The sequence below is a fragment of the Pauljensenia sp. UMB3104 genome, from assembly GCF_030217285.1.
Classification (GTDB): domain Bacteria; phylum Actinomycetota; class Actinomycetes; order Actinomycetales; family Actinomycetaceae; genus Pauljensenia.
Genome location: NZ_JASONN010000024.1, coordinates 1 through 22810 on the forward strand (window position 1 = coordinate 1; position 22810 = coordinate 22810).

The window sequence follows — 22810 nt, forward strand, 5'->3', positions numbered from 1 at the left end:
GCGCACAAGCAAGCAACAAGCCACACAGGGCGAATTTTTTCGCGCACAAGCAAGCAACAAGCCACACAGGGCGAATTATTTCGCGCACTGGGGATAGAACAGGAAGTGCTGACGAAGGTTGTATGCGCTGATATTTAAGGTCGCCGCCGGAGGGGCCTGGCCAGGCTTCGAGACGGGGCCCGGCTGCGGCGGACGTAGGCGGCGGCGGAACCGAAGGGCCTGGCTGCGGCGGCCGTAGGCGGCGGAACCGAAGGGCCTGGCTGCGGCGGCCGTAGGCGGCAGCGGGACCGAAAGGCCTAGCTGCAGCGGCCGTAGGCGGCGGAACCGAAGGGCCTGGCTGCGGCGGCCGTAGGCGGCGGAACCGAAGGGCCTGGCTGCGGCGGCCGTGGGCGGTGGCGGGGCCTGGCCGGGCTTCGAGATCGACCACTCCGAGCCGTCAGGCTCGCGTGTGGCGATCTCGCGGGCGGGCCGCCGCCCACGGGCGCACCAAGCAGCCCGGCCCCACAGCAGGATCAGACGGCGCCCGGAACACCATCCCGACCCACAACCACAACCACATACACAACAGAAAGCGGGCCGGAATCCCTCGGTTCCGGCCCGCCCTCAATGCTCAGTGATTATTGGCGCTACGCGGCAGGTGGCCCTGCGCGGCAGGTGGCGCCACACGACAGGTGATCACCAGTGCACCACAGCAGTCAGCTGTCAGTAGTGCACGACCACCGTGTCGCCCATGTCGGTCCAGTCGTAGATGAACTTCGCGGCGTCGACGGGCATGTTCACGCAGCCGTGGGAGCCGCCGTAGCCGCTCCAGCCGAAGGAAGAGCGCCAGGGAGCACCGTGCATGGCGTAGGAGCCGGTGAAGTAGGTGACCCACGGGACGCCTTCGGTCTCGTACTTGGTACCGTCGGCGTTTTCACCGCGCATGGTTTGCACGTCGTACTTGAGGTAGACGTGGAAGGTGCCGGTGACGGTCGGCGTGTCGGGTGCGCCGGGGACCATGTAGAAGGGGCCGCCGGCGACCTTGCCGCCGATGTAGGCGGTGACGGAGGCGTCGGACAGGTTGATATCGACCCACTTTTCGCCTTCGGCGGCCTGGTAGACCAGGTTTTCGGTGCCTTCGGCGACCTGCTTGGTCTCGGAGCCGGGCTCGACGTCGTCGTAGTGGAACAGGCCCTCATAGGCCTTGCCGTCGGTCATAGCGGCGACGACGTCCTTGGTGATCTGTTCGGTGTTGTTGGTCTTGAGGCCCTTCTTACCTTCGCGCGCAACGGTCAGGACGTTGCCTTGGGAGTCAACGTTGTCGACGCGGTTTTCAGGCTTGACGTCGGTCTTGGCGGCCAGGGCGTTGACCCAGTCGGCGACCTTGACGGTGCTGATGGAGGGCGCATCCAGGCTACCGTCATCCTTGGTGAGGAATTCGACCCACTGGACCTTGTCGGAGCGCTCGGCGGTGAAGGTGTCGATGCCGTCGGAGATTTCGATCGGCGTGTCGAGGAGGGCGTTGGCCTTCTCAGCGGCGACCTGCGCGTTCTCGGTGGTGATGGAGGGCTCCATCTGGCGCACGCTGACGTCCTGGGTGACGGAGGTGAGGGTGGCGCCGGCCTGCTTGACGGCGGCGGCCACGTCGTCTGTGGACACGCCGTTGCCGTTTTGCGCGGGGGTGGCGGTGAAGGATTCACCGTCTTGCGCGACGACGACCGCGGCGTCCTTCATTTCCGAGGTCAGGGTGGAGTTCGCGGTGGCCGCGAGCTTCTTGATGGATTCCTCGCTGACGGTGACGACGGGGTCGACGTTGCGCTGAGAGAACAGCGCACTGACGAACGCGGGGAAGGACGTGGAGCCCTTCATTGCGGCGTCGGCGGTCTCGTCGGCGTCGACCGTGATACCCGCTTCGTTGAGCGAGGCCTGCGTGGTCTTGCCTTCGACCGTGAGGGTCACGTTGGTGGCGTCGGCACGCTGGTTCACTGCGGAGACGACTTGGTCGCGGGTCATGCCCGCGACGGAGGCCCCGGCGATGGTCGTGCCGGGCAGGGCGCGTCCGGAGTAGTTGGCGGCGTAGACGACGCCGGCGCATACGACGAGGAGGACGAGGGCGCTCACAACGCCGATCGCCCATCTGGTTTTCAGGGATAGTTTCTTGAGCATCGTTTCTTATCGTATAGCCTCGTGTGCGCTTGTGGGTAAATTCCGTTGAATTTTCAGCTGAGTTATCGACCACACGGAAAGGGGCGAAATTCCGCCCTTTCATCCAACACAACAACCGACAAACGTGATTATTGCCGCGACTCCCTTCGCCACCTGCGAGAACGCAAGCCTTTATCCTGGTTGTATACGCGTTTGCCGTCGATTTTGGGAGGCTCATCATGGCTGCGCCGCGACTTCTTGTTGTGCCCGGAGGCACCTCTATCGGTGCCGTCGCTCTGGCGAACGCGTCGATTCACAAGCTTGTGGAGCTGTACGAGGAGCGCCAGGCGGACCCGGATCATCCGGCGCCGCACACGGTTGTTATCCTGCGCACACCTGGGGATGTGCCTCCGGCAACCCTGCGCGGCTCGGCGGTGACCCCCGAGGATGCGTTCCCCGAGGACCGCTACCCCGGCCTCGCCGAGGCGATGAACGCGGACCCGCATTTCTTCGACGGTATTGACCTGGTCGTTCCGACGTCGGGGTCGAGCGCGGGCACCCCACGCCTCGTCGGCCTGTCGATTGAGGCTCTCATTGCTTCGGCGAAGGCCACCGAGCTGGCTCTGGACGGCCCGGGCCGTTGGATCCTGGCGCTGCCGGCGCACCACATTGCGGGCGCGATGATTCTGCTGCGCGCGGCGGTCGCGGAGACGAATCCGCAGATCGTGGATACGTCCGAGGGCTTTGATTCCCGCGCGCTCCTGCCCGCTATTGCGGGCGCCACGCAGGACGGGATGCCCGGCTACCTGTCGCTCGTGCCCACCCAGCTCGCACAGTGCCTCGAGGCGGGCGAGGAGGTCGTGGGGCCGATGCGTTCCCTGTCGGCGATCCTCGTGGGGGGCGCGGCAACGAATCATCAGCTGCTTGCCCGCGCGACCGAGGCTGGCCTGAAGGTGCGCCTCACGTACGGCATGACGGAGACGGCGGGCGGCTGCGTGTACGACGGTAAGCCGCTGCCGGGCACGTCGGTGCGCGCGGTCGACTGGGACGGGCGCACGCGCCTGGCGATTAACGGCCCGACGCTGATGACTCGTTACCTGGATGCGGAGAGTCCTTTCTTCGACGAGGGCGGCCACCGCTGGCTGCTCACCGGGGACTTGGGCATTATCCGGGCTTCCGGGACGGTGGAGGTACGTGGCCGCGCGGACGACGTGATCGTTTCGGGCGGTCTGTCGATTGCGCCGGGTCCGGTGCGCCGGGCGGTCCGCTCGTTCGAGGGCGTGTCGGATGCGTGGATCATGGCGTCGCCGGATGAGAAGTGGGGTCACGTGGTGACTGCGCTGGTGGTGCCCGAGCAGATGCCGTCGGATTCGTTGGAGATGGCGGAGCTCGGTTCGGCGGTGCGCGAGCACGCGGCCGCTCGGATTGGGCGCGCGCAGGCTCCTCGTCGGGTTGTGGCGGTCGACGCTCTGCCCTATCTGGGTTTCGATAAGGTCGATCGTGCTGCGGCGGCGCAGGCCGCAGCCGAGGCCTCGGGCACCGAACGGGCGTGGGTGCGCTAACCCGCTGCCCGGGTGAGCGTCCGCTCCAACTACACTGGTGGGCATGGCTTCCGTTTCGAATTGGATTGAAGGCGCTCGCCTGCGCACCCTCCCTGCCGCCGCCGCACCCGTGATCGTGGGGTCGGCGGCCGCGCATTACCTGGGGGGTTTCAGCGCGCTGCGCGCGTCCCTGGCGCTCCTGGTGGCGCTGGCGTTGCAGGTGGGGGTCAATTACGCGAATGATTATTCGGATGGCATTCGCGGGACGGATGACAATCGCAAGGGGCCTGCGCGTCTGACGGGCGGGGGCCTCGCAAAGCCGAAGACGGTCCTGGCGGCGGCGTTGGGTTCGTTTGCGCTGGCTGGGGTCGCCGGCCTCGCGCTGGTCGCGATTTCTGGCACGTGGTGGCTGATCGCCGCGGGCGCGGCGGCGGTCGTGGCCGCATGGTTCTACACGGGCGGCAAGCACCCCTACGCCTACATGGGTATTGGACTGTCCGAGCTGATGGTCTTTGTGTTTTTCGGTCTGCTGGCGTGCGTGGGCACGACGTGGACGCAGGTGCAGTCGGCTCCGTGGTGGCTGTGGATGAGCGCGTCGGCGCTGGGCCTGCTGTCGGTGGCGCTGCTGATGGCCAATAACATTCGTGATATTCCGACGGATCGCGAGTCGGGCAAGATGACGGCGGCCGTGCGCCTGGGCGACCGGACGTCGCGCTGGGTGTACGCGGCGTGCGCGTGGCTTCCGGTTGTGTTGATCGCGGCGCTCGGCGCGGGGGTTGGCTTGCATCCGCTGGCGACGTGCGCGCTGGGCGTGGGCGCGGCCGCGTGGGCGGTCGGCGTGAGCCTCCCGGTCCTCACGGGGGCCTCCGGTCGCGAGCTCATCACGGTGCTGCGCAACACCGGTTTTTTCACGCTGTCGTGGAGTATTCTCGCGGCCATCGCCCTCGTGATTGCCTAGGTTTTTATCGACGTGGCCGGGGCTCCTCACGCTCACGGGGCCTCGTCGGGCACTGAAAAACGACCGCCTGTCAGGTAGGATGACCCACAGCACTACTCACCGTTTACGCGGAGGCCACGATGAGCAATGATTCCTACACGCCGGGCGTGCACGCCCCGATGGGCACGGTCGCCCTGGGTTCGGTGATGAAGCCGTGAACTGGACAGACATCCAGCAATGGGAATCCGCGCCGCTGCAGAAGCATGCAACGGAGTGCGAGAATAAGCAGCGCCTGCTGCAGGCTGCTGGCGATGGCCTCGCAGAACGACTGGGTAGCCTCGTTGGTTCAAGCCAAACGGTCAAGGCCGCCAAGGTCGCGTTGCACAAGCGCATTATGGCTATCGAGAAAGAGGTTAACTTCCTCATCAGCTCAGCCGAGATCGCCTCAGAGGGCGCTCAGGGCATCAACGAAGTCCGCGCGAACGCTGACGACGCAAAGCAGCTGGCACAGTCCTGGAATATGACTATTGACTCGAGTGGAAACGTGTCAATAGACGCCGCGCAGGTGAAGAGGCTCAAAAAGGCCGGAAAGAATATCCTCGACGTCAAGTACATGGTCGACACCGCGCAAGAGCGGGTGAACGCGGCCCTCAAGCGGGCACGGGAGCTCGTCGATTCCCTCTCGCAGAAAATGTCTGCATTGGACGCGGGAACCTACGACAATAACGTTCACTACTCTGCTATGAACAAGGTGCGCCCCTCGCTGCCTCCTGCCGGCGCCTCAGCGCAGGAAGTTGCGTCCTGGTGGAACTCCCTTTCCGACAAGGACAAGCAGTGGATGATCGAGCAGCATCCGGACGTCATCGGCAACCTTGAGGGCGTCGACTATACGTCGCGCAATCAGGCGAATCGGATTATGCTGCCACGGCTCCAGAAGCAAGCAAAGGAGGAGCTGGACGCGTACGTCGCGAAGGTGGGCCCCGACATGAACGGCCCAGAATTTGAGGAATTCTGTCGCCTATCAGCTCGTGTCAAGGCTTTGGATCAAATTGACGAGACTCTCAAGCAGGAGTCCGACGGCGTTCCTCGCTACCTGATGCAGCTTGACCCGAGCGGGCCGAATATCCTTGCTGCGGTCTCGCAAAATAACCCCGACGACTCTCAGCACATCGGCGTCATCGTGCCCGGCATGACGACGAGCGTCGCAGGTAACGGCGAGGATGGTTCCATCCTCGATTACGACACGCACGCCACAGTTATGCGTCAATCAGCACAAAAGGCAGCAGCTCCCGGAGAAAAGGTCGCGATGGTCTCGTTCTTCGGTTACGACGCGCCTCCCGGTGTCCTCGCAGCGTCAAACACCAACATGGCTCAGGCTGGCGCCAAGAAGCTCTCCAGCTTCCTGACCGGCATCGACGCGGCTCGCGAGCATGGCGCTGGCGACGCGCATATTACCGTCGCCAGCCACTCCTACGGCTCGACCACGGCCGGCATCGCTGCAACACTCGTGGGAGATGGCGTCATCGACGACCTGGTGCAATTCGGCTCACCCGGCTCGGGTGTCCAGGACGTGGGCGAGTTCCACGTCCCCGAGGGACACACCTACGTCAGCGCCGCCCCGTACGTGAACGACATGGTCCAGGGGGTAGGCCCAGACTCCTCGTTTGGAAAGAACCCCGACACAATGGACGGGTACAAGCACCTGTCAGGTGACGTTGGTGGATTCAAATGGACGCTGACCCCCACACTGGTCCCTATCCCAGATCCTTTCGGATCGCACAGCGACTACTTCACAGAGGGCACACAGGCAAACCGCGACATCGGCCGCGTCATCGGAGGAAATCCTCCCTCATGAGAAAGCTTTTCGCCGCCCTTCTCGCATTTTTTTCAGTTATCGCATGTGCCGCGTGCGCACCGTTTTTCGGAGGATCCATGAACCCGTTTAGCCCCCAGGTCAAATCCATCGAGGCCTTCCAGCACGACCTTGAGCCCACCATCATTGCCGCGCGCAACGAGCTCGTCACCGCCGAGAACTTCATGGCGTACAAAGACAATTACTCCATCTCCAAGTACATGGATGATGGGAAGGACCTTTATTCTCTCCATTCGCGCATGTTCTTCTTCACCGAGCTGGACACGGACCACATCCGTGAGATCTACAGCGAACGCCTCATCCCCCTCGGATTCAAACTGACCGAAGAACACTGGACCTCCGACGGAGTCGAGATCGTCGATTACATGTGGATTAACGAGGAATACCACGCCGTCGTATCAGCGACGACGCGACTGGGCGAGCAGACCTCCACGTACTACTACACACAGGGGAACCCCTCGGACGGATCAACCTCCGACCCCAAGCAGCTCATCGACCAACCCGGACGCATCCCCGACTGGTTCGACCCCAACCTCCCACCAGCAGACCAGAAATGATCACAAGCGTCCAACGCAGGCGAGGAGCGCGATCACTCACGCTCCTCGCCTGCACCCTCCTGGCGCTGTGCACCACCGCGTGCGCACCGTTTTTTGGAGGATCCATGACCCCGAGCGCTCCCCCGGTGAAATCCGTCGAGGCTTTCCAACGTGACCTCGAGCCCACCATCATCACGGCACGTAATGAGCTCGTCACCGCCGAGAACTTCATGGCATACAAGAACAACTACTCCATTGCTGCCTACATGGAGGACGGAAAGAACGTATATTCCTTCCACTCGCGCATGTTCTTCTTTACCGAGCTGGACACAGACCGCATCCGCGACACCTACAACAAACACCTCCTGCCCCTCGGATTCGAGCTCTCCGAAGATCGCTGGACCTCCGGCGGAGTTGAGATCGTTGACTACCTGTGGACCCACGAGGAGTACCACGCCGTGGTCTCGGCGACGACGCGACTGGGCGAGCAAACCTCCACCTACTACTACACGGTAGGCAACCCCTCAGATGGATCCAACGGCGATCCCACACAGCTGATCGACCAGCCCGGACGCATCCCCGACTGGTTCGACCCCAACCTCCCACCGGCAGGACAAGGATGACGCAACGAACAGCAGAACGCCGAGGAGCGCGAGCACTCGTGCTCCTCGCGTGCACCCTCCTGGCGCTGGTACTCACTGCCTGCGCATCACATCTAGGAGGACGCGGCATGAATCCGCAGCACGCCGAGGCACTGAGCCGGGCAGATCAGATGGAACCCATCGAGGCCTTCCAGCGAGATATCGAGCCCGCTCTCATCGCCGCGCGCAATGAACTACTCACCAGCGAGAACATCCGCACGTACAGTGGCGGCGATTTCATTAGCGCGATTCCGTACGGAGACCAGTACCTGTACAGCATGATGACCAGGCACTACTGGTTCGAGGAGCACGACGTCGATAAGGTGCGTACCACCATCAACTCCTACCTCGAGCCACTGGGGTTCACCATGATGGAAGAGGAGTACACGGCTGATGGGGACACCCGCGCCAACTTCTACTGGACGAATGAACGCTATGGCGCAACTGTGAGCGTTCTCGTCGGCCAAATCATGGATAGTTCCTACTTCTACTACACCGAGCCGCTTCGCTCCGACGGCTCGGCAGGCGACCCCAAGAAGCTCTTTGATACGCCCGGCCGCACCCCAGACTGGTTCGACCCCAACCTCCCACCGGCAGGACAAGGATGACGCAACAAGCAACCGCACGCCGAGGAGCGCGACCACTCGCGCTCCTCGCGCGCATGCACCGCGAGTGAGAAAGTAGCTCAGCGCCCGCGACGGTACAGGTATTCGTGCAGCCAGTCGCCCGCGATGCCGGTCGCTGCGGCGACGATGCAGACGAGGGCGACGGCCCGGAAAGCGCCCGACGCGAGCCACGGCGTAAACACGCCGATGCCGATCGCGGCGCTGCCCTGCATGGCGAGGTCGTTCATGGCCACGGCGCGCCCGTTCTGTCCGGGAGCGACGGTCGCAAAAACGGTGTCGTAGATGGGTGTAAACAGAGCGCCGAAGCCGGCGTAGATGAAGCACATGGCGACGGTGATGACCCACGGGCCCATGCTCATGCACAGCGCAATAAGGACGGTACCCGTGAGGATGAGGCTGACGCACGCGCGCACGGTACGGCCGCGCCCGATGCGCGACATGACCGCGCCCGACGTCATGGCGGTGGTCAGGGCGACGCAGTAGGCGGGCAGCAGGCGCACGGAGACCTGCGCGGGCGTGAGCCCGTAGTTGGCGGCGCCGATGCCGTTCATGAGGGGCGCGACCGTGAAGTTCATGCAGTAGACGATCAGGATGAGGCTGATCGAGCGCGCCCACGGCACGTTCGTGAAGAAGGAACGCGTGATGAAGGGGGCTCGCGCACGTCCGATGTAGCGCCAGAAGAGGACGCCGCCGAGGATGAGGCCGGCGATGAGCCACCAGTGCGGGTTCGCGGCGACCAGGGTGAGCAGCAGGGCCAGGGAGGAGAAGATCGCGAGGCCGACGATATCGAGGCGTCCGGCGTGCGCACGCGCGGGCACGCGACGCCCCATGATCGGCAGGCAGGCGAGGCCACCCAGGGGAATGAGGAGGAGCAGAGCCCAGTTGATGTCGGCGAGGATACCGCCGGCCAGCATGCCGATCGCGGTGCCGCCCTGGAAGGCCGCGCACATGAGGCCCACGTAGAGGCCTCGTTTCTTCGGGTCGCGGATGGCGGTCGCCAGGATCATGTACGCGGAGGCGGCGGCTTGGTATCCGAGGGTTTGGAGGGCGCGGGCGACGATGACGCCGACCAGGGACGAGGAGAAGGCAAAGCCGAGCAGGGACCCCGCGACGATGAGTCCGATGCCCACGTCGACGATGCGTCGCAGCGGGATGAAGTCGCCGAGGGTTCCGTACAGGAAGCAGGCGACGCCGAGGACGATGCCGGGAATCGCGGTGATCAGGCCGGAGGCGTCCCCCGCGCCGATGTCTTGGGCGACGCGCAGGTAGACCAGGTTAAACCCCTGAAGGGAGACGGTCCCGAGCGCGTAGATGCCAAGAAGCGGCAGGAGCACGCGCGCCGGGCCGTGCGCATATTCACCGTCGGTCGCGATCGTGCGCACGTTGACCGTGGGGGCCGAGGCCGTTCCTCGGATCACCTGTGACGGTACGGTGGCGACGCGGCAGGTGGGACCTGCCGCTCGCGAGGAGATGAAGAAGCGGAGCGTGCGCACGGCGATTAGTTCACCACAAATCAACCGTTTAGCAGTATTGCAGGAAACTAGTGCGCGAATGAAGCTGCACTTAACACTTCGTTTGGGCTAAGCCGCGCCACCAACTCCACCGAGGAGGCGCCAAAATACGCGACGACACCTCTGTGACGTGGCACAATAGAGCATCCCATCGCAAAGGAGCGCTCATGGCACGCGTCATTGTCGTCGGTTCCATCAACCAGGATGTCACGGTCACGGTCGACCGTTTCCCCTCCCCCGGCGAAACACTCTCTGGCACCTCGCTCAGCTACAGCCTCGGCGGCAAAGGCGCAAACCAGGCGGCCGCCGCCGCACACTCGGGAGCCACCGTCGTCTTCGTCGGCGCGCTCGGCTCAGACCCCTCGGGCCAGCGCCTGCGCTGCGACCTGGCATCCCACGGCGTGGACGTCACGCACCTGCGCGAGGCCGACGGCCCCTCGGGAACCGCACTCATCACGGTGGCCGCATCGGGAGAAAACACGATCATCCTGGACGCAGGCGCGAACGCGACCGTGAGCGTTGAGCCAGCCAAGGCCTCGTTGTTCCCCGCACCCTCCGACATCGTCGTCCTCCAGGCGGAGATCCCCGAGCGCGCCAATGCCGAAGCCCTCGCGTGGGCGCATTCCTTCGGCGCGCGCGTCCTGCTCAACCTCGCTCCCGCACGCCCGACGGACCCCGCGCTCATGGCGCGCACGGACATCCTCGTTGTCAACGAGACGGAGGCCGGCCTCACGCTCGGTATGCCCGCCCCTGCTGGCCCCATGGAGGCGATCGGCGTCGCGCGGGCGCTACGAGGCCTCGGCCCCAAGCACGTCATGGTCACCCTGGGCGCGGATGGGGCTGCGTGGGCGTCGGGCAGCGAGGCCGGGCACTGCCCCGCCCTCACCCTCGGCGAGGCCGTGGACACCACGGGGGCCGGGGACGCGTGCGTGGGCGCGCTGGCGGCCGCGATGGCCCTCGGCAAGCCCTTCGACGAGGCCGTGGCCGACGGCATCCGGGCCGGCTCGACCGCGGTCCTCGCGCCCGGCGCCGCCCCCTCGTACGCAGCGCTCCCCCGCGTAACACGCGTCTAAACGCCACACGGAACACCCCCGATTGCTCCGGGAGTGAACGCGCCAGCGTGAGGCGCCCCACGCCCCTATGCTAGGGGCATGGTCAGAATCGCCCTCGTCGTCGCAATGCTCGCAGTCACCATCTACGCTGCCGCCGACTGGCACCGCACGCCCGAAGACGAGATGCCCGGCAAAATCGCCAAGCCGATATGGCTCATGATCATCCTGTTCACCGCGACGGTCGCCGCCATCGGCCCCATCGCGTGGCTCGTCCTGCGTTGGGTATCCCGCGCAGAAAAGAAGCAGACGCGCACGCCCGAGGCCCCCAAGCGCCCCTCTGCCCCCGACGACGACCCCGAGTTCCTCTTCCGCCTCGAGCGCGACATCCAACGCAAGCGCCGCGAGGAAGAACGCCGCGAGCGCGAGCGCCGCAAGCGCTCCGACGGCGACGCACCCGACCCCACCGAGGCCTCGGGCGACGAGGCCCACTAAGGGGCACCGTTACCGTCCACCTCAGGCGCTGCTTGTCGCGCGCCTCAGACACGCCCTACCGCAGCGCGACCCGACACCCCGGCCGCTACGGTCAGCCCGGACGCTACGGTCAGCGGCGCAGATCCGCCTGCGAATCCCCCGGCGTCATATCCTTGGCAATCGCGACGAGGTCCGCCGCAGGCTCCGCGTATGACGTCCCCACGAGCGTCGCACCCGAAAAAATGAACGACGTGATCGACGCGAGCGCGCAGTGGCGCGACTTCGGAGAATGAGGCAACGGCTGGCCATTCACGAAACGCGTCAGCGTCACGATCGGATTCTGATGCGACACCACCAACGCCTCATGCCCCCGCGCCGCACGCAAAGCCGACGACAGGGCCGCACTCATACGCGACGCAACATCCCGATACGGCTCACCCCACGAGGGACGCAGCGGATTGCAGTAGTACTTGTAGTACTTCGGATTCGCCAGCATCGCCCGATTCGAATTCACCGGCATACCCTCAAACACGTTATCGGACTCAATGAGACGCGGATCCGACTCAATCGTCAGACCATACGCCGCCGCCGTCGGCGCCGCCGTCAACTGCGCGCGCAGCAGCGGCGAAGAAATCACGCGCGTAATATCCGCACCCGAATCCACCAGGTACTCCGCGGCGCGAGCAGCCATCGCATGGCCCAGCTCCGTCAGCCCAAAACCAGGCAGACGCCCGTACAAAACACCGTTCGGATTGTCCACCTCACCGTGGCGCATAACGTGAATAATGGTGCGTTCCATAACACCCAAGTATAGGGGCCCGGATACACGAGAGGCCCGACCAAAAGGCCGGGCCTCCGCTCGCTCACTTCTTGTTGCGACGCTGGTGACGCGTCTTGCGCAGGAGCTTGCGGTGCTTCTTCTTCGCCATGCGCTTGCGGCGCTTCTTGATGACGGAGCCCATGGGGTTCCTCCCTCGTAGTGTGTGCGGCAGAGGTACTACCGCTGATGGATGATGGGTGCCCGAGACGGGCACATCGTGCCTATACTACCCGCCAATGACGCGAGCCTGGTCACCAGAGTGATCCGCCATACCAGCCTGGATCATCTGGGCGACCGCGGCCTCCGGGACTCGGAAGCTCTTTCCGACGCGAATCGCGGGCATTTCGCCACTGTGAATCAAGCGGTACACAGTCATCTTAGAGACGCGCATGATGTCCGCCACTTCCGTGACAGTCATAAAACGCGGCGCCGACTGCTGTTCCATTTACTGACTCCCAGTATGCTCGCGAGGCGCGCTAAACCCGATTCGTTCACCGCTTACGTAGCCTCACGAAATATACTACTGCCCAACCACATGGAAACTGCAACTTTGTCCAGTTTTGTTGCAGAGTCGTTAAGGAGCAGCGATGGCACCGGCACGTAAGGGTCGACAACAGCGAGCGAAGACACCTCGCTTACGTCCCCAACCCGGCGCCACCCGAGCCCTGATGCACGGGCACGTCCCGGCCTCGTCCCCCGCACTCTCAGAGGAAACCCTCAGCCCACAGCCCTCCCCCATCGTCCGCCAAATCCCCGGAGGACCCAGCGGCCCCCACCCCCAGGTCCCCACCTCCCGCATGCAGCGAGTGCGCGCCTGGCTCTCACGCCAAGCACGCTACTCGCCCGCACGCCTCGCACTGGGCACCTTCGCACTCATCATCGGCGTCATCACCGCGCTCCTGATGCTCCCCATCTCCTCCTCGTCGGACACGTCCGCGCCCTTCGTCGACGTACTCTTCACCGCCGTATCCGCCGTGTGCGTCACCGGCCTGACCACCGTCGACACCGCGACCTACTGGTCCCCCTTCGGCCAAGCCGTCATCGCCGCCGGCATCGTCGTCGGCGGCCTGGGCGTCATGACCCTCGCATCAATCCTCGGATTCGCGGTGTCACGCCACCTCGGCCTCACCCAGCGCATGCTCGCCACCCAGGAAACGGGAACCGGCGCCATGGGCCAGATCTCGACGCTCCTCAAAGCCGTCATCGCCACATCACTGAGCATGCAGGCACTCCTCGCCGCCATGTTCCTCCCCCGCTTCCTCGCCATGGGATTCGACCCCGTGCGTGCCATCTGGGATGCCGTCTTCATGGCGATCTCCGTGTTCAACAACGCCGGCTTCGTCATCCTCCCCGACGGCCTCGCGCCCCACGTCACCGACTGGTGGATGCTCATCCCCATCATCCTGGGCACAACCGTGGGCGCCATCGGCTTCCCCGTCATCATGGACGTCGCCAAAAACCTGCGCACTCCGCGCCGCTGGCGCCTCCACACCAAGCTGACACTGTCGACCTACCTGATTCTGGCATTCGTCGGCGCCCTCGCAATGGCTCTCACCGAGTGGCACAACCCGACGACGCTCGGCGCAATCGATACGCCGTCGAAGATCCTCAACGCCATGCTCGCCGGCGTGAACTCCCGTTCTTCCGGCTTATCTGCGCTCGATGTGGGCGCCATGCACTCGCAAACCCACTTCGTCCAGGACATCCTCATGATGATCGGCGGCGGCTCCGCATCCACCGCGGGCGGCGTCAAGGTCACGACCTTCGCTGTCCTCGTGCTCGCCGTCATCGCCGAAGCCCGAGGCGACCGCGACATCGAAACCTTCGGCCGGCGCATCCCGACCTCCACGATCCGCCTGTCGGTCGCCGTGTCCCTGCTGGGCCTGGCGCTCGTCGCAATCTCCGTCGTGCTCCTGATGTCGATGACGGACTACACGCTCGACATCATCCTCTTCGAGACCGTGTCAGCATTCGCGACCGTCGGCCTGTCCACCGGCATCACCCCAATCCTGCCCGTGGGCGCCAAATACGTGCTGATTTTCCTCATGTTCGCGGGCCGCACCGGCTCCATGACCGTGGCCGCGGCCCTGGCCCTGCGCCAGCGCTCCCGCGTCATCCGCATGCCGGAAGAGCAGCCCATCATCGGCTAATTGCTGGCGGTTGGCGCCGCGCGGCGCGCGGGCGGGTGGCCTGATAACGCCAGAGCGCGAAAAAGTTCGCCCAGCGAGCCCATCCAACCGTTCCCGCGCGAAAAAGTTCGCCCAGCGAGCGCCTCCAACCGTTCCCGCGCAAAAAAGTTTGCCCAGCAACAGCCCAATCTTGGCCAAACCGCGAAAAAACTCTCCCAGCACGCCCCTCCAACCGTTCCCGCGCGAAAAAGTTCGCCCAGCAACAGCCTCACCTTGGCCAAACCGCGAAAAAACTCTCCCAGCGCGCCCCTCCAACCGTTCCCGCGCGAATAAACTCTCCCAGCAACAGCCTCACCTTGGCCAAACCGCGAAAAAACTCTCCCAGCGCGCCCAAAAACACCAAAATCTAGCCATTTTTCCCGAGCAGGGCGAACTTTTTCGCGTTTCCCGAACCAATTCACCCCGCAGGGCGAACTTTTTCGCGCAGATTCAACACTCAACGTGTAATTCAGACACACCCTGGCCAGGCACACACAACAGAGCACGCACACCTTGGTAATAGAACGGCAACCACTTGTCGTCCACAGGCTGTCTCTCCCACGAGTAGTTATCCACAGGCTCACGCGGAAGGCTTGAATCGTACCCGCCATCGGCACACAGTGGGACTCATGCGCCAACAAAGAGGCCTACTAGCCCGTAACGAAGGAGTTGCAATGTTGCGTGACCACGTGGAGTCCATCCGTTCTTCCCTAGTCGTTGCTGACTCGCACGCGACTAAGGATCGCATCCATAGGCGCGTGCAGAAAGGAGAACTCATTCGTCTTCTCACCGGCATTTGCATTCCTTCAGCACGGTTGATCGGACTGAACTCACGTGAGCGCGAAGCAGCGGTTTTCATTGCTCGCATGTGCGCGCTGAGTCTGCGATATCCCGATTACGTCATCAGCGGCGGCGTCGCCGCGTACCTGCTTGGCCTTCCCTGCGAGGCTCGCATCGGGCAACTCACGCTGTATGCGCCGTCGCGAAAGTGCCCCACCCTTGTGCATTTCCCGGAAGTCGTCATTGATGACAGCATCCGTATCTCCTCCGTATGTGTTCGTACGTGCCGCCCGGGCCGTCCAGTGTCTTCCATCGAATATGCGGGTTTCCGTATCGCGACACCGGCGCGAGTTGTTGTTGACTGCGCTCGCCTACTCAACGAAAAGCACGGGTTTCCCATCGCCTGCGCAGGGTTGGCCCACGCGTGCCAGTTTGATCGTTTCCGTCAGGATGCGTCGCGGCCGCGGCAGGAGGAAGCGCGGAGGGATTTCCACGAGGCCTTGGATGCCACTCCCCGCAACACCAGAGGGCGCGGGCACGCCCGTTGGATCGTGGACCATGCTGACGCTGGTTGTGAGTCTCCCGGCGAGGCCTTGGTTCTCCTCGCGCTGCTGCGCGCAGGCATCGCAGGGTTAACAACGCAGGAAGAAGTCTGTATAGACGGACGCACGTACTTCATTGATATTGCCTTACCCGAGCTGAGGATTGCCATCGAGTTCGATGGCCGCATCAAGTACGGGGAGACCGTCAGCCAGGTACATGACTCAATCGAGGCCGAGCAGCGTCGCCAGAGAGCCCTCGAGCGCGCGGGCTGGAAAGTGATTCGGGTTCGGTGGTCGGATCTGACACTCATTGACGAGGTCGTCGCCCAGGTCGTGGTCGCAATCCGTTCCCGGTCCGCCCGCTAAATGACGCCCTGGCATGAGCACATAACGGAGAGGGGCAACACAGCACAGGAAGAACAAGGACAAGGCCACACGAGAACGCTAGGGTGACGCAGTACGGGAACGTGACCCCATGTCCCGAGCGTTTCACGCGCGTTTCACGCAGCTAAGCAGAGCAGCCATCCCGCACACGCACCACGCCCGCCACACACGCAACGGCCCGCGACGCCCACGCCTCGTACTCATCACGCACACCCGCGACGCGCGGCCGCAGCGTTCGCGGCACGCGCGCCCGCAAGGAAGAATGGGGGTATGGCAGATGAACGCGAGTCAAAGGAACTCCAGTCGGGAACGCTGGTCATTGGGCTGGGCCGTTTCGGCTCGGCAGTGGCGGTGACGCAGGATCAGCTGGGCTACGAGATCTTGGCGGTTGAAAAGAATCCCGCGCGCGTGCAGGCTTTCGCCGGTCGTTTCCCTCTTGTTGAGGCTGACGCGACTTCTAAGGACGCGCTTGAGCAGCTGGGTGCGCGCGAGTTCCGCAGCGCCGTCGTCGGTGTGGGCTCTTCGCTGGAGGCGGCGGTGCTCATTACGGCGAACCTCGTCGACATGGGCATTTCATCGATCTGGGTGAAGGCGACGTCCTCTCAGCATGGCCGTATTCTGCGTCGCGTGGGTGCGCACCATGTCGTTTACCCGGATCTGGATGCGGGCAAGCGCACGGCGCACCTGGTGGGCGGCCGCATGGTTGACTATATCGAAATGGAGAAGGACGGCTTCTCCATTATGAAGCTGCGTCCCCCGCAGGAGGTTCACGGTTTTTCGCTGGAGGAACTGGATCTGCGAGGCCGCTACGGCGTGAATGTTTTGGCTGTGCGTCATCCGAAGCAGCGTTTTGAGTACGCGGATGCGTCCACCCGTATCAACGCTGACGACGAGATTATTGTGTCGGGTGACTCGCACTTGCTGGAGTACTTCGCGAACCGTCCGTAGTTGGCATTGCGCCGAGGCTGGGGGCGGCCGTCTGGGTGGCTGACGGTTCGCGGGATTGGACGAGGCCGGGGCAGGTATGCGCACACGCCGAGTAGAGTGGGCTGCCGCGGGCACCGACGAGGAAAGCAGCGGCACATAACCGCCGGTGACGACACGAATCCACGGATAGCGGCATACGGTGTGTGCTCTCATGCGAGGCGCCAGCGGCGGTGTGTTCACGCGACGGACGCGTTATCTCGCACGATTGCCGAGGCGTATGAGTGAAGGGGGTGCCCCGCACAGATTCTGTGCGGGGCACCCCCCTTCATCAGTTGAGGTCAATCGTGGCTCCGAGACCTCCTAGAAACTGCCGGAAGAACCCGACCAACCACTGTTGGAATCATCCGAGTCGCCGCCGAAGTCGCCGGACGCACTCGACCAACCACTGTTGGACCCATCCGAGTCACCGCTGAAGTCGCCGGACGCGCTCGACCAACCGTTGTTCTGTTCGCGCTCCATCTGGCGCCCCACGGTCGACGGAGGAACGTGGACCTTCGGTGTGAAGGGACGGGTAAGCCCGTATCCTTCGGGGTCCTCGAGGACCTTGCGCGCCGCGTCGCCGATGGGCTTGACGATGGGCTTGACGGCGTCTTCCACCGCGCGCAGGGGATCGAGGAACGGGTCGACAAGCTTATCGATGATGTGCTTGTCTTCCTTTTCCTCTGCCGGGCACGGCTGAATGGGCTCGTCGAGGGGGGACTTCCTGGGCTTGTCGCTGCTCGTGGAGGATCCTTCGCCGCAGCAGCCGCCACCGGGGGTGCCGCATTCCTTGCCGACTTCGCGGATGGCGCTGAAGAAGGCGGGTGCGGCCGCCGTGAGGATGTCGAAGAGGGACTTCAGCTCGTCGAACGCCATCTTCAGCAAGGAGATGATGTTCTCGACCTTCGCAGCTTCGACAATTGCCTTTTCGCCAACTTCAACCGCAGCTTTGGCGAGCGAGGCACCGAACGTGAGTCCCGCCAATGCCACGCCTTCGAGGGCCTGGCCGATGATATCGGAGATCAGCTTGCACACGTAGTCGTGCGTTTTCTGGACGAGCTCAGCGGCTTTCGCGACCGCGTTGCCCACTGACACCGAGGCCTCGGCCAGCGTGTTGATCGAGTTCACGACCTGTCCCTGACGCGACTGGTAGCGGGACACGGATTCGCCCTTCATGTCCGCCATGGCGCTGGCGACGCCCGACTCAAGTTCGGAGCCGGTCGAACGCAGCGAGTCACCGATGGACGCCCACGTCATGGCCATGCCGTTGACCTGCGCGGAATCACCGGTGAGCTGATCCATCCAGAACTTCAGGGGGTCAACGTAGTTCAGGAGGATGTTAACGCCGTAGCTGATCAGGCCGCCGAGCCCGCCCGTCGCGAGATCGGCGATACCACTGACAGCGCTGAGCGCCGACTCTGCACCGCCCTTCCAGTCTCCGGCCTCGAGCTGGATGGCGGCGTCACGGATATCGCCGATGGGGCCCAGGGCCTCGTCGGATCCATCCATCCACTCGCTACGGGTGTATACCGGCTGTTGCGGGCTCACTTCTTCACTCCTTCAAAAATGAAGCGACGCAGCGTGCGTTCTTCGTCTTGACGCTGGCGGGTCAGGAAGGTCTCGATGTCCTGGTCGCCGTGCTTGTCCTGCTTCTCAAAGAGGGAACGGACGTCTTCGGGCTTCGAATCGGGGTGAGCCTTCGTGAATTCGTCGATGCGCGCGTTCTGTGTCTTCTGCTGTTCGTCAACGAAGGCGCGGAAGCTGGTCTGCTGTTCGTTGCGCTGCTTGGACATGAAGGTGTCGAACTGCTGGGCGGTCGCCTGCGGGTTGTCCTTCACGAATTCGCGGATCTGGGTTTCTTCCTCGGTGCGCTGCTTCGCGAGGAAGTCCGTCATCGCGTCCTGCTGCTGCTTCTGGTTGTCCTCGATGAGCGACTTAATCTCGGTGATGTCTTCGCCGGGGTGCTCTTCCGCATAGCGTTCGAGGGCCTTCGCCTGGTCTTCCTTCTGGCGTTCGTAGAAGGTCTTCAGGTCGGCGTTTTCCTCGTCGCGCTGCTTTTCGAGGAAGGCGCGCAGTTCGTCTTCACCCACTGCGCACTTGTCGAGGCCGGCGAGCATGCTCGCGAGGGAGTCGTCGCCGTCCTTCTTGTCCTTGTTGAGGCCCTTGATGACGTCTTCGGCGTTGTTCGGTTTCGGCATGGCGGTGGTACCGCTGACGCCGCCGTTCGAGATGCCCCCGCTGGAGCCGAGGGAGGGCGCCGCACCGCTGCCGCCGGGAGGCATGCTGGTCCCGCCGCCGGGAGGCACGCTGCCGCTGGGAGGGGTACCTCCGCTCGGCGGGGTGCTGGGGTTGTCGGGGGTCTCGCCGCTGGGAGGCGCCGGGTCGAGGTCTTCCCCGGGCCCCTTCACGATTTTCTCGTTATCCTTCTCGGCGTCGCGCATCCTCTGCTCGAGGTCGAGGAGGCAGTTGCTCAGGCGGTGTTCGGCACCGGCGGCATCGTTGATCATCGCCGCGAGATTCGAGAACTGGTAGGTACACACGGCGGTGTACTGCATGAACATCAGCCCGAAGGCGTTCGTGATGACCTGCCCGAGGGTCTGGGTGGCGGTGTCGTAGCAGGAGTCGAGGGTGTTGGCGCACTCGTCCACTTCACTGGCGTGGCTCTTGAGCCGCTCCAGGTCGATTGCGAGATCGTAGTCTGCCATGGGTATCAGCGCCCGAGGGAGTTCAGGACGGGCTCAACGGTGGAGGCGTATGCCTCGATAGCACCGCCGTCGTCCTGGAAGTCCTGCACGTGGTCGCGCACGAAGGACGCCATGTTGCGTCCGGCCTGCGCGTAGGCTTCCATGATCGAGCGCTCGAGTTCCTCGGCGCTGCCTTCCATCGCGTTGTCGTCGATGGAGATCTTGGTGAGACGACCGTCTGAGTTCACCTCGACCTCGACGTCACGGTTGGTGTCCGTGCCGGAGATCCGAGCGCTGGTCAGGCGATCGACGAGTTGCTTGATTGCGTTGGCCTTCTTCTCGGCCGCAGCAATCTGATCTTTCAGCATCTGTTCAAATTCTTCGGGCGTCTGCCCCATCACATCTACCATACGGTTATCCTAACCGACAAGACGCAAATATGGGAGCCGCTTCAACCTGCGAGACACCCACCAATCCCGAGTAAATCCACCGACTGGATGATTGTTCAGAATTGACACATCACTCCGCGACAGCGGATGCACCAGTCACTGCCGGTGATAGCGCGGGCTCGTCCCCAGGTTCATGGGGTAGTCGTTGTCCGCACTAAACGCCGCATCCTCGTTCACGCCGCGGTAGACGTAGTCGTTGTCGTTCCTCATCAGCAGCGGATTGACAGTGCCGTCGATATAGTCCTCAACGTCCTGCCAACTCGGGTTCGACGAATAGGTCTTCGATTCGCATGGATTCGTGTCGGGCAGCGTCGAGGCCTTCGCGTTGAGCAGCCCCCACGGGTCGGCGGGCCCAAAACCCGTGTAATAGTTCCAGTCGCCGTTGCTTCCCGTGCCCGTCGTGGTCATCGCCTGCAGGAGCTGGTTCGAGGTGACACTCTCGTCGAAGCGCTGCCAGGCGATCGCGAGGAATCCGGCGACGATAGGGGTCGCGAAGGACGTTCCCTGCGCCGTGAAAACATCTCCCCGAGTACCGCTGCGAACGGTCGCGGTACCCAGCGCAACGGTTTCGACGCCGTTGCCCCAGTTGCTGTAGTCGGTCAGCGAACCGTTCGACTCGATGGCGCCCACACCGCAGATCCCGGACCACATGGGCAGCGTGTCGTCGGGATCTTCGGTAGATTCGTTCCCCATCGCGGCGACGACAATGACGCCCTCCGAAATGGCGCGCGCCATCGCCCACCGAAGGTCCTCGGAATAGTGCGGATAGTTGCTCGAGATCGAAATAATGTGAGCACCATCGTTGATTGCCTGCTCAATGAGCAGCGACGTGTCAGCCTCACCCTGCGCGTACACACCGGCGGTCGCGCAGTCCGAACCTACTTCCTCCTGGCTGTACCCCAGGTCGTAGGTGTACAGGGTCGCGCCGGGGGCGACACCGAACTTGGGCGCCACGAGGATCTGGGCGACGGCCGTGCCGTGGTCCGCGTTATCGGGCAGGGAATTGACCGTGCACGGGCTCTTGTTTTCGATCGTGGCACCGGCCAGCTCGGGAATGTTCGGGTTGACGTGCCCGTCGATCATGGCGATGATCGCGCCTTCGCCGGTGTAGCCCTGGCTATGCAGGGAGGCCAGCTTGTAGTAGGAGTAATACTCCTCGTCGGCGCCCGTCACCTCGCGGTCGGCAGCGCTCGCCGGAGCGGCTGGCACAACGGCGGCACCGACGGTGAGGGCGAAGATGCCCACACCCAGCGCACTCGCACGCCGCCAGCGGCGCACAACCCGAGTCATCATGGCGTGTCCTCGTCGTCATCTCGTTCGATGGCAACCGGCCGACCACGCAGGTGCGACAGGATGACGAGGCCGCCGAGGGCCGCAGCCCCCAGGACGACGATCCCAATGACGATGTATGTGCGCATCGTCATGATGTTGTCGCGGCTCGTCAGATGCGGGGACACTTGTGCGGGGCGGCTCGGAACGGGGTGGCCAGCCTGATCCGGGTGAGGCGGCCCGTACCTCGTGCCAATGTCATCGAAGGTGAGCGCCTCGTAGGGCGCAACAATGCCCCACCCGAGCTCATTCGTGCGCTGATCGGAGGCGCCGCGCAGCGCAGTCACCTCGAGGCGGTACTTCCACATGTCCGGGGACTCGTTGGGGAACTGCGAGGCCACGAGGGCCGCGAAACCGCCGGCGTAGGCCGTCGCGTACGACGAGGAGGGCAGCGGCGTATCGCCCGAGTACCCGCCGACCAGGCAATCGGCCTGGTCGAACCAGGTCGTGTGAATGACTGCAGCGGGCACCGCCAGATCCACGTGCGCACCGTGCACCTGCTGATCCGAGGCAAAACCGTTGGCATCTGAGGCGGTGACCGCCAGGACGCCCTCGTAGGCCGCCGGGTAGACGACCTCGTTGTCCTTCTGGTCCTGGTAGGTGTTGCCGGTGGACGCGACGACGAGCGCGCGTCCTCGCACGGCCGCAACCGCGGCCTCCAGGTCCGAGTTCGGGTCCTTGGAAGACTGGGCGACGACGATGATCTGCGCGCCGTTGTCGGCGGCCCAGCGGATCGCGCGGGCAACGCGCGACATGAAGGGTTCTTGCCCCGGCTTGTCGGTATTGCCCTGCTCGAGGCCGGTCTCGATGCGCACCGGCAGGATCTTCGCCTCGGGGGCGACACCGATGAGACCTGAGCCCTTCGCCGCAGGAAGCTGCCGAGCAGCGATCGCACCGGCGATTGCCGTGCCGTGCTCGCCCACGTCGACGCGCCCATCCGTGCCTTCACCGCTCAGATCGATGCCGGGCAGGACCACGGAGGGATCACCCGAGTTGAAGTGCTCGTTACCGGCGGCCACACCAGAGTCGACGACTGCGACCGTGACGCCCGCACCGCGCGAAATATCCCACGCACGACGGACGCCCACCTGATCGAGGATGATGGGCTCCTGCTTGATATACCGCGGGGAATCCTGCGGGCAGGTCTCCTCTTTGCGTTCCTCCGGCGCCTCCGTCGGAGCGTCCGAAGGCGGCGCCGTGGGCGTGGGACGCACGCTCGGCGTCGGGGCCGGGTCGGCGTGCGCGATCGCCGGGCCGAACGCGGAGGATGCCCCGGCCTCGTCCGAGGAGGACGCGGGAGCGAGGACCGGCGCGAGCGCGAGCCCCGCCACCGCGGCAGCTCCCACGAGGCCACGGCGAAGCGAGCGCACGCGCGC

Annotated in this window: 21 protein-coding genes; 11 read left to right on the forward strand and 10 right to left on the reverse strand. The window is 64.1% G+C overall.

All coding sequences use genetic code 11. The features are described from left to right. Positions 1-702: 702 nt before the first annotated feature. Entirely contained in the window at positions 703-2145 is a 1443-nt protein-coding gene (locus QP415_RS09290; RefSeq protein ID WP_285099799.1) for a L,D-transpeptidase family protein, read from the reverse strand. Positions 2146-2363: 218 nt separating this feature from the next. Here QP415_RS09290 and QP415_RS09295 point away from each other — a divergent pair, with 218 nt between their 5' ends. The 6 genes from QP415_RS09295 (at position 2364) to QP415_RS09320 (ending at position 8260) form a co-directional block, all read left to right on the forward strand. Next, on the forward strand, positions 2364-3686 hold the full coding sequence (locus tag QP415_RS09295; protein WP_285099800.1) for an AMP-binding protein: 1323 nt from the start codon (positions 2364-2366) through the stop codon (positions 3684-3686). A 43-nt stretch (positions 3687-3729) separates the two neighbouring features. After that, entirely contained in the window at positions 3730-4623 is an 894-nt protein-coding gene (locus QP415_RS09300; RefSeq protein ID WP_285099801.1) for a 1,4-dihydroxy-2-naphthoate polyprenyltransferase, read from the forward strand. 193 nt (positions 4624-4816) lie between these two features. Next, the gene (locus QP415_RS09305) at positions 4817-6457 is read left to right on the forward strand and encodes an alpha/beta hydrolase (protein WP_285099802.1); all 1641 of its coding nucleotides are present in this window, start codon (positions 4817-4819) and stop codon (positions 6455-6457) included. A gap of 77 nt (positions 6458-6534) precedes the next feature. Beyond that, positions 6535-7032, forward strand: a complete 498-nt coding sequence (locus QP415_RS09310) for a DUF4853 domain-containing protein (RefSeq protein WP_285099803.1) — start codon at positions 6535-6537, stop codon at positions 7030-7032. 104 nt (positions 7033-7136) lie between these two features. Then, positions 7137-7634 (forward strand): DUF4853 domain-containing protein, encoded by a 498-nt coding sequence (locus tag QP415_RS09315; protein ID WP_285099804.1) that lies wholly within the window; start codon positions 7137-7139, stop codon positions 7632-7634. Between the two features lie 107 nt (positions 7635-7741). Then, positions 7742-8260, forward strand: a complete 519-nt coding sequence (locus tag QP415_RS09320; RefSeq protein WP_285099805.1) for a DUF4853 domain-containing protein — start codon at positions 7742-7744, stop codon at positions 8258-8260. Positions 8261-8337: 77 nt separating this feature from the next. On the opposite strand, the gene QP415_RS09325 is transcribed toward QP415_RS09320, so the two are convergent. Next, positions 8338-9771 (reverse strand): MFS transporter, encoded by a 1434-nt coding sequence (locus tag QP415_RS09325; protein WP_048675905.1) that lies wholly within the window; start codon positions 9769-9771, stop codon positions 8338-8340. 185 nt (positions 9772-9956) lie between these two features. Here QP415_RS09325 and QP415_RS09330 point away from each other — a divergent pair, with 185 nt between their 5' ends. Further along, positions 9957-10862 carry a ribokinase gene (locus QP415_RS09330; protein WP_016460992.1) on the forward strand — a complete coding sequence of 302 codons (906 nt, stop codon included), beginning with the start codon at positions 9957-9959 and terminating at the stop codon, positions 10860-10862. Positions 10863-10940: 78 nt separating this feature from the next. After that, positions 10941-11333: a hypothetical protein gene (locus QP415_RS09335; RefSeq protein ID WP_016460991.1), complete on the forward strand. Its 393-nt coding sequence runs from the start codon at positions 10941-10943 to the stop codon at positions 11331-11333. A gap of 109 nt (positions 11334-11442) precedes the next feature. Here QP415_RS09335 and QP415_RS09340 read toward each other — a convergent pair whose 3' ends face one another. From QP415_RS09340 to QP415_RS09350, 3 genes are all read right to left on the reverse strand, one after another. Beyond that, positions 11443-12111 carry a histidine phosphatase family protein gene (locus QP415_RS09340; RefSeq protein ID WP_048675908.1) on the reverse strand — a complete coding sequence of 223 codons (669 nt, stop codon included), beginning with the start codon at positions 12109-12111 and terminating at the stop codon, positions 11443-11445. A 64-nt stretch (positions 12112-12175) separates the two neighbouring features. After that, the gene (locus tag QP415_RS09345; protein WP_003792170.1) at positions 12176-12274 is read right to left on the reverse strand and encodes a 30S ribosomal protein bS22; all 99 of its coding nucleotides are present in this window, start codon (positions 12272-12274) and stop codon (positions 12176-12178) included. An 84-nt stretch (positions 12275-12358) separates the two neighbouring features. Next, positions 12359-12577 carry a helix-turn-helix domain-containing protein gene (locus QP415_RS09350; RefSeq protein WP_003792089.1) on the reverse strand — a complete coding sequence of 73 codons (219 nt, stop codon included), beginning with the start codon at positions 12575-12577 and terminating at the stop codon, positions 12359-12361. 142 nt (positions 12578-12719) lie between these two features. On the opposite strand from QP415_RS09350, the gene QP415_RS09355 reads away from it, so the two are divergent. The 3 genes from QP415_RS09355 (at position 12720) to QP415_RS09365 (ending at position 16954) form a co-directional block, all read left to right on the forward strand. Continuing rightward, on the forward strand, positions 12720-14282 hold the full coding sequence (locus QP415_RS09355; RefSeq protein ID WP_048675911.1) for a TrkH family potassium uptake protein: 1563 nt from the start codon (positions 12720-12722) through the stop codon (positions 14280-14282). A 692-nt stretch (positions 14283-14974) separates the two neighbouring features. After that, a complete protein-coding gene (locus tag QP415_RS09360; protein ID WP_048674701.1) occupies positions 14975-15988 on the forward strand; it encodes a DUF559 domain-containing protein in 1014 nt (337 codons plus the stop codon). Between the two features lie 288 nt (positions 15989-16276). Then, complete coding sequence (locus tag QP415_RS09365; protein WP_016460986.1) at positions 16277-16954, forward strand: potassium channel family protein; 678 nt, start codon at positions 16277-16279, stop codon at positions 16952-16954. Positions 16955-17293: 339 nt separating this feature from the next. Here the strand turns inward: QP415_RS09365 and QP415_RS09370 are convergent, their stop codons facing one another. The 5 genes from QP415_RS09370 to QP415_RS09390 form a co-directional block, all read right to left on the reverse strand. Next, positions 17294-18520 carry a hypothetical protein gene (locus QP415_RS09370; RefSeq protein WP_285099806.1) on the reverse strand — a complete coding sequence of 409 codons (1227 nt, stop codon included), beginning with the start codon at positions 18518-18520 and terminating at the stop codon, positions 17294-17296. Then, positions 18517-19677, reverse strand: coding sequence for a hypothetical protein (locus QP415_RS09375; RefSeq protein WP_285099807.1), 1161 nt, complete (start codon positions 19675-19677; stop codon positions 18517-18519). The genes QP415_RS09370 and QP415_RS09375 overlap by 4 nt, the downstream gene beginning before the upstream one ends. Positions 19678-19682: 5 nt before the next feature. After that, complete coding sequence (locus QP415_RS09380; RefSeq protein ID WP_285099808.1) at positions 19683-20066, reverse strand: YbaB/EbfC family nucleoid-associated protein; 384 nt, start codon at positions 20064-20066, stop codon at positions 19683-19685. 135 nt (positions 20067-20201) lie between these two features. Further along, positions 20202-21398 carry a S8 family peptidase gene (locus tag QP415_RS09385; protein WP_285099809.1) on the reverse strand — a complete coding sequence of 399 codons (1197 nt, stop codon included), beginning with the start codon at positions 21396-21398 and terminating at the stop codon, positions 20202-20204. Further along, positions 21395-22804, reverse strand: coding sequence for a S8 family serine peptidase (locus QP415_RS09390; RefSeq protein WP_285099810.1), 1410 nt, complete (start codon positions 22802-22804; stop codon positions 21395-21397). The genes QP415_RS09385 and QP415_RS09390 overlap by 4 nt, the downstream gene beginning before the upstream one ends. Positions 22805-22810 lie beyond the last annotated feature (6 nt).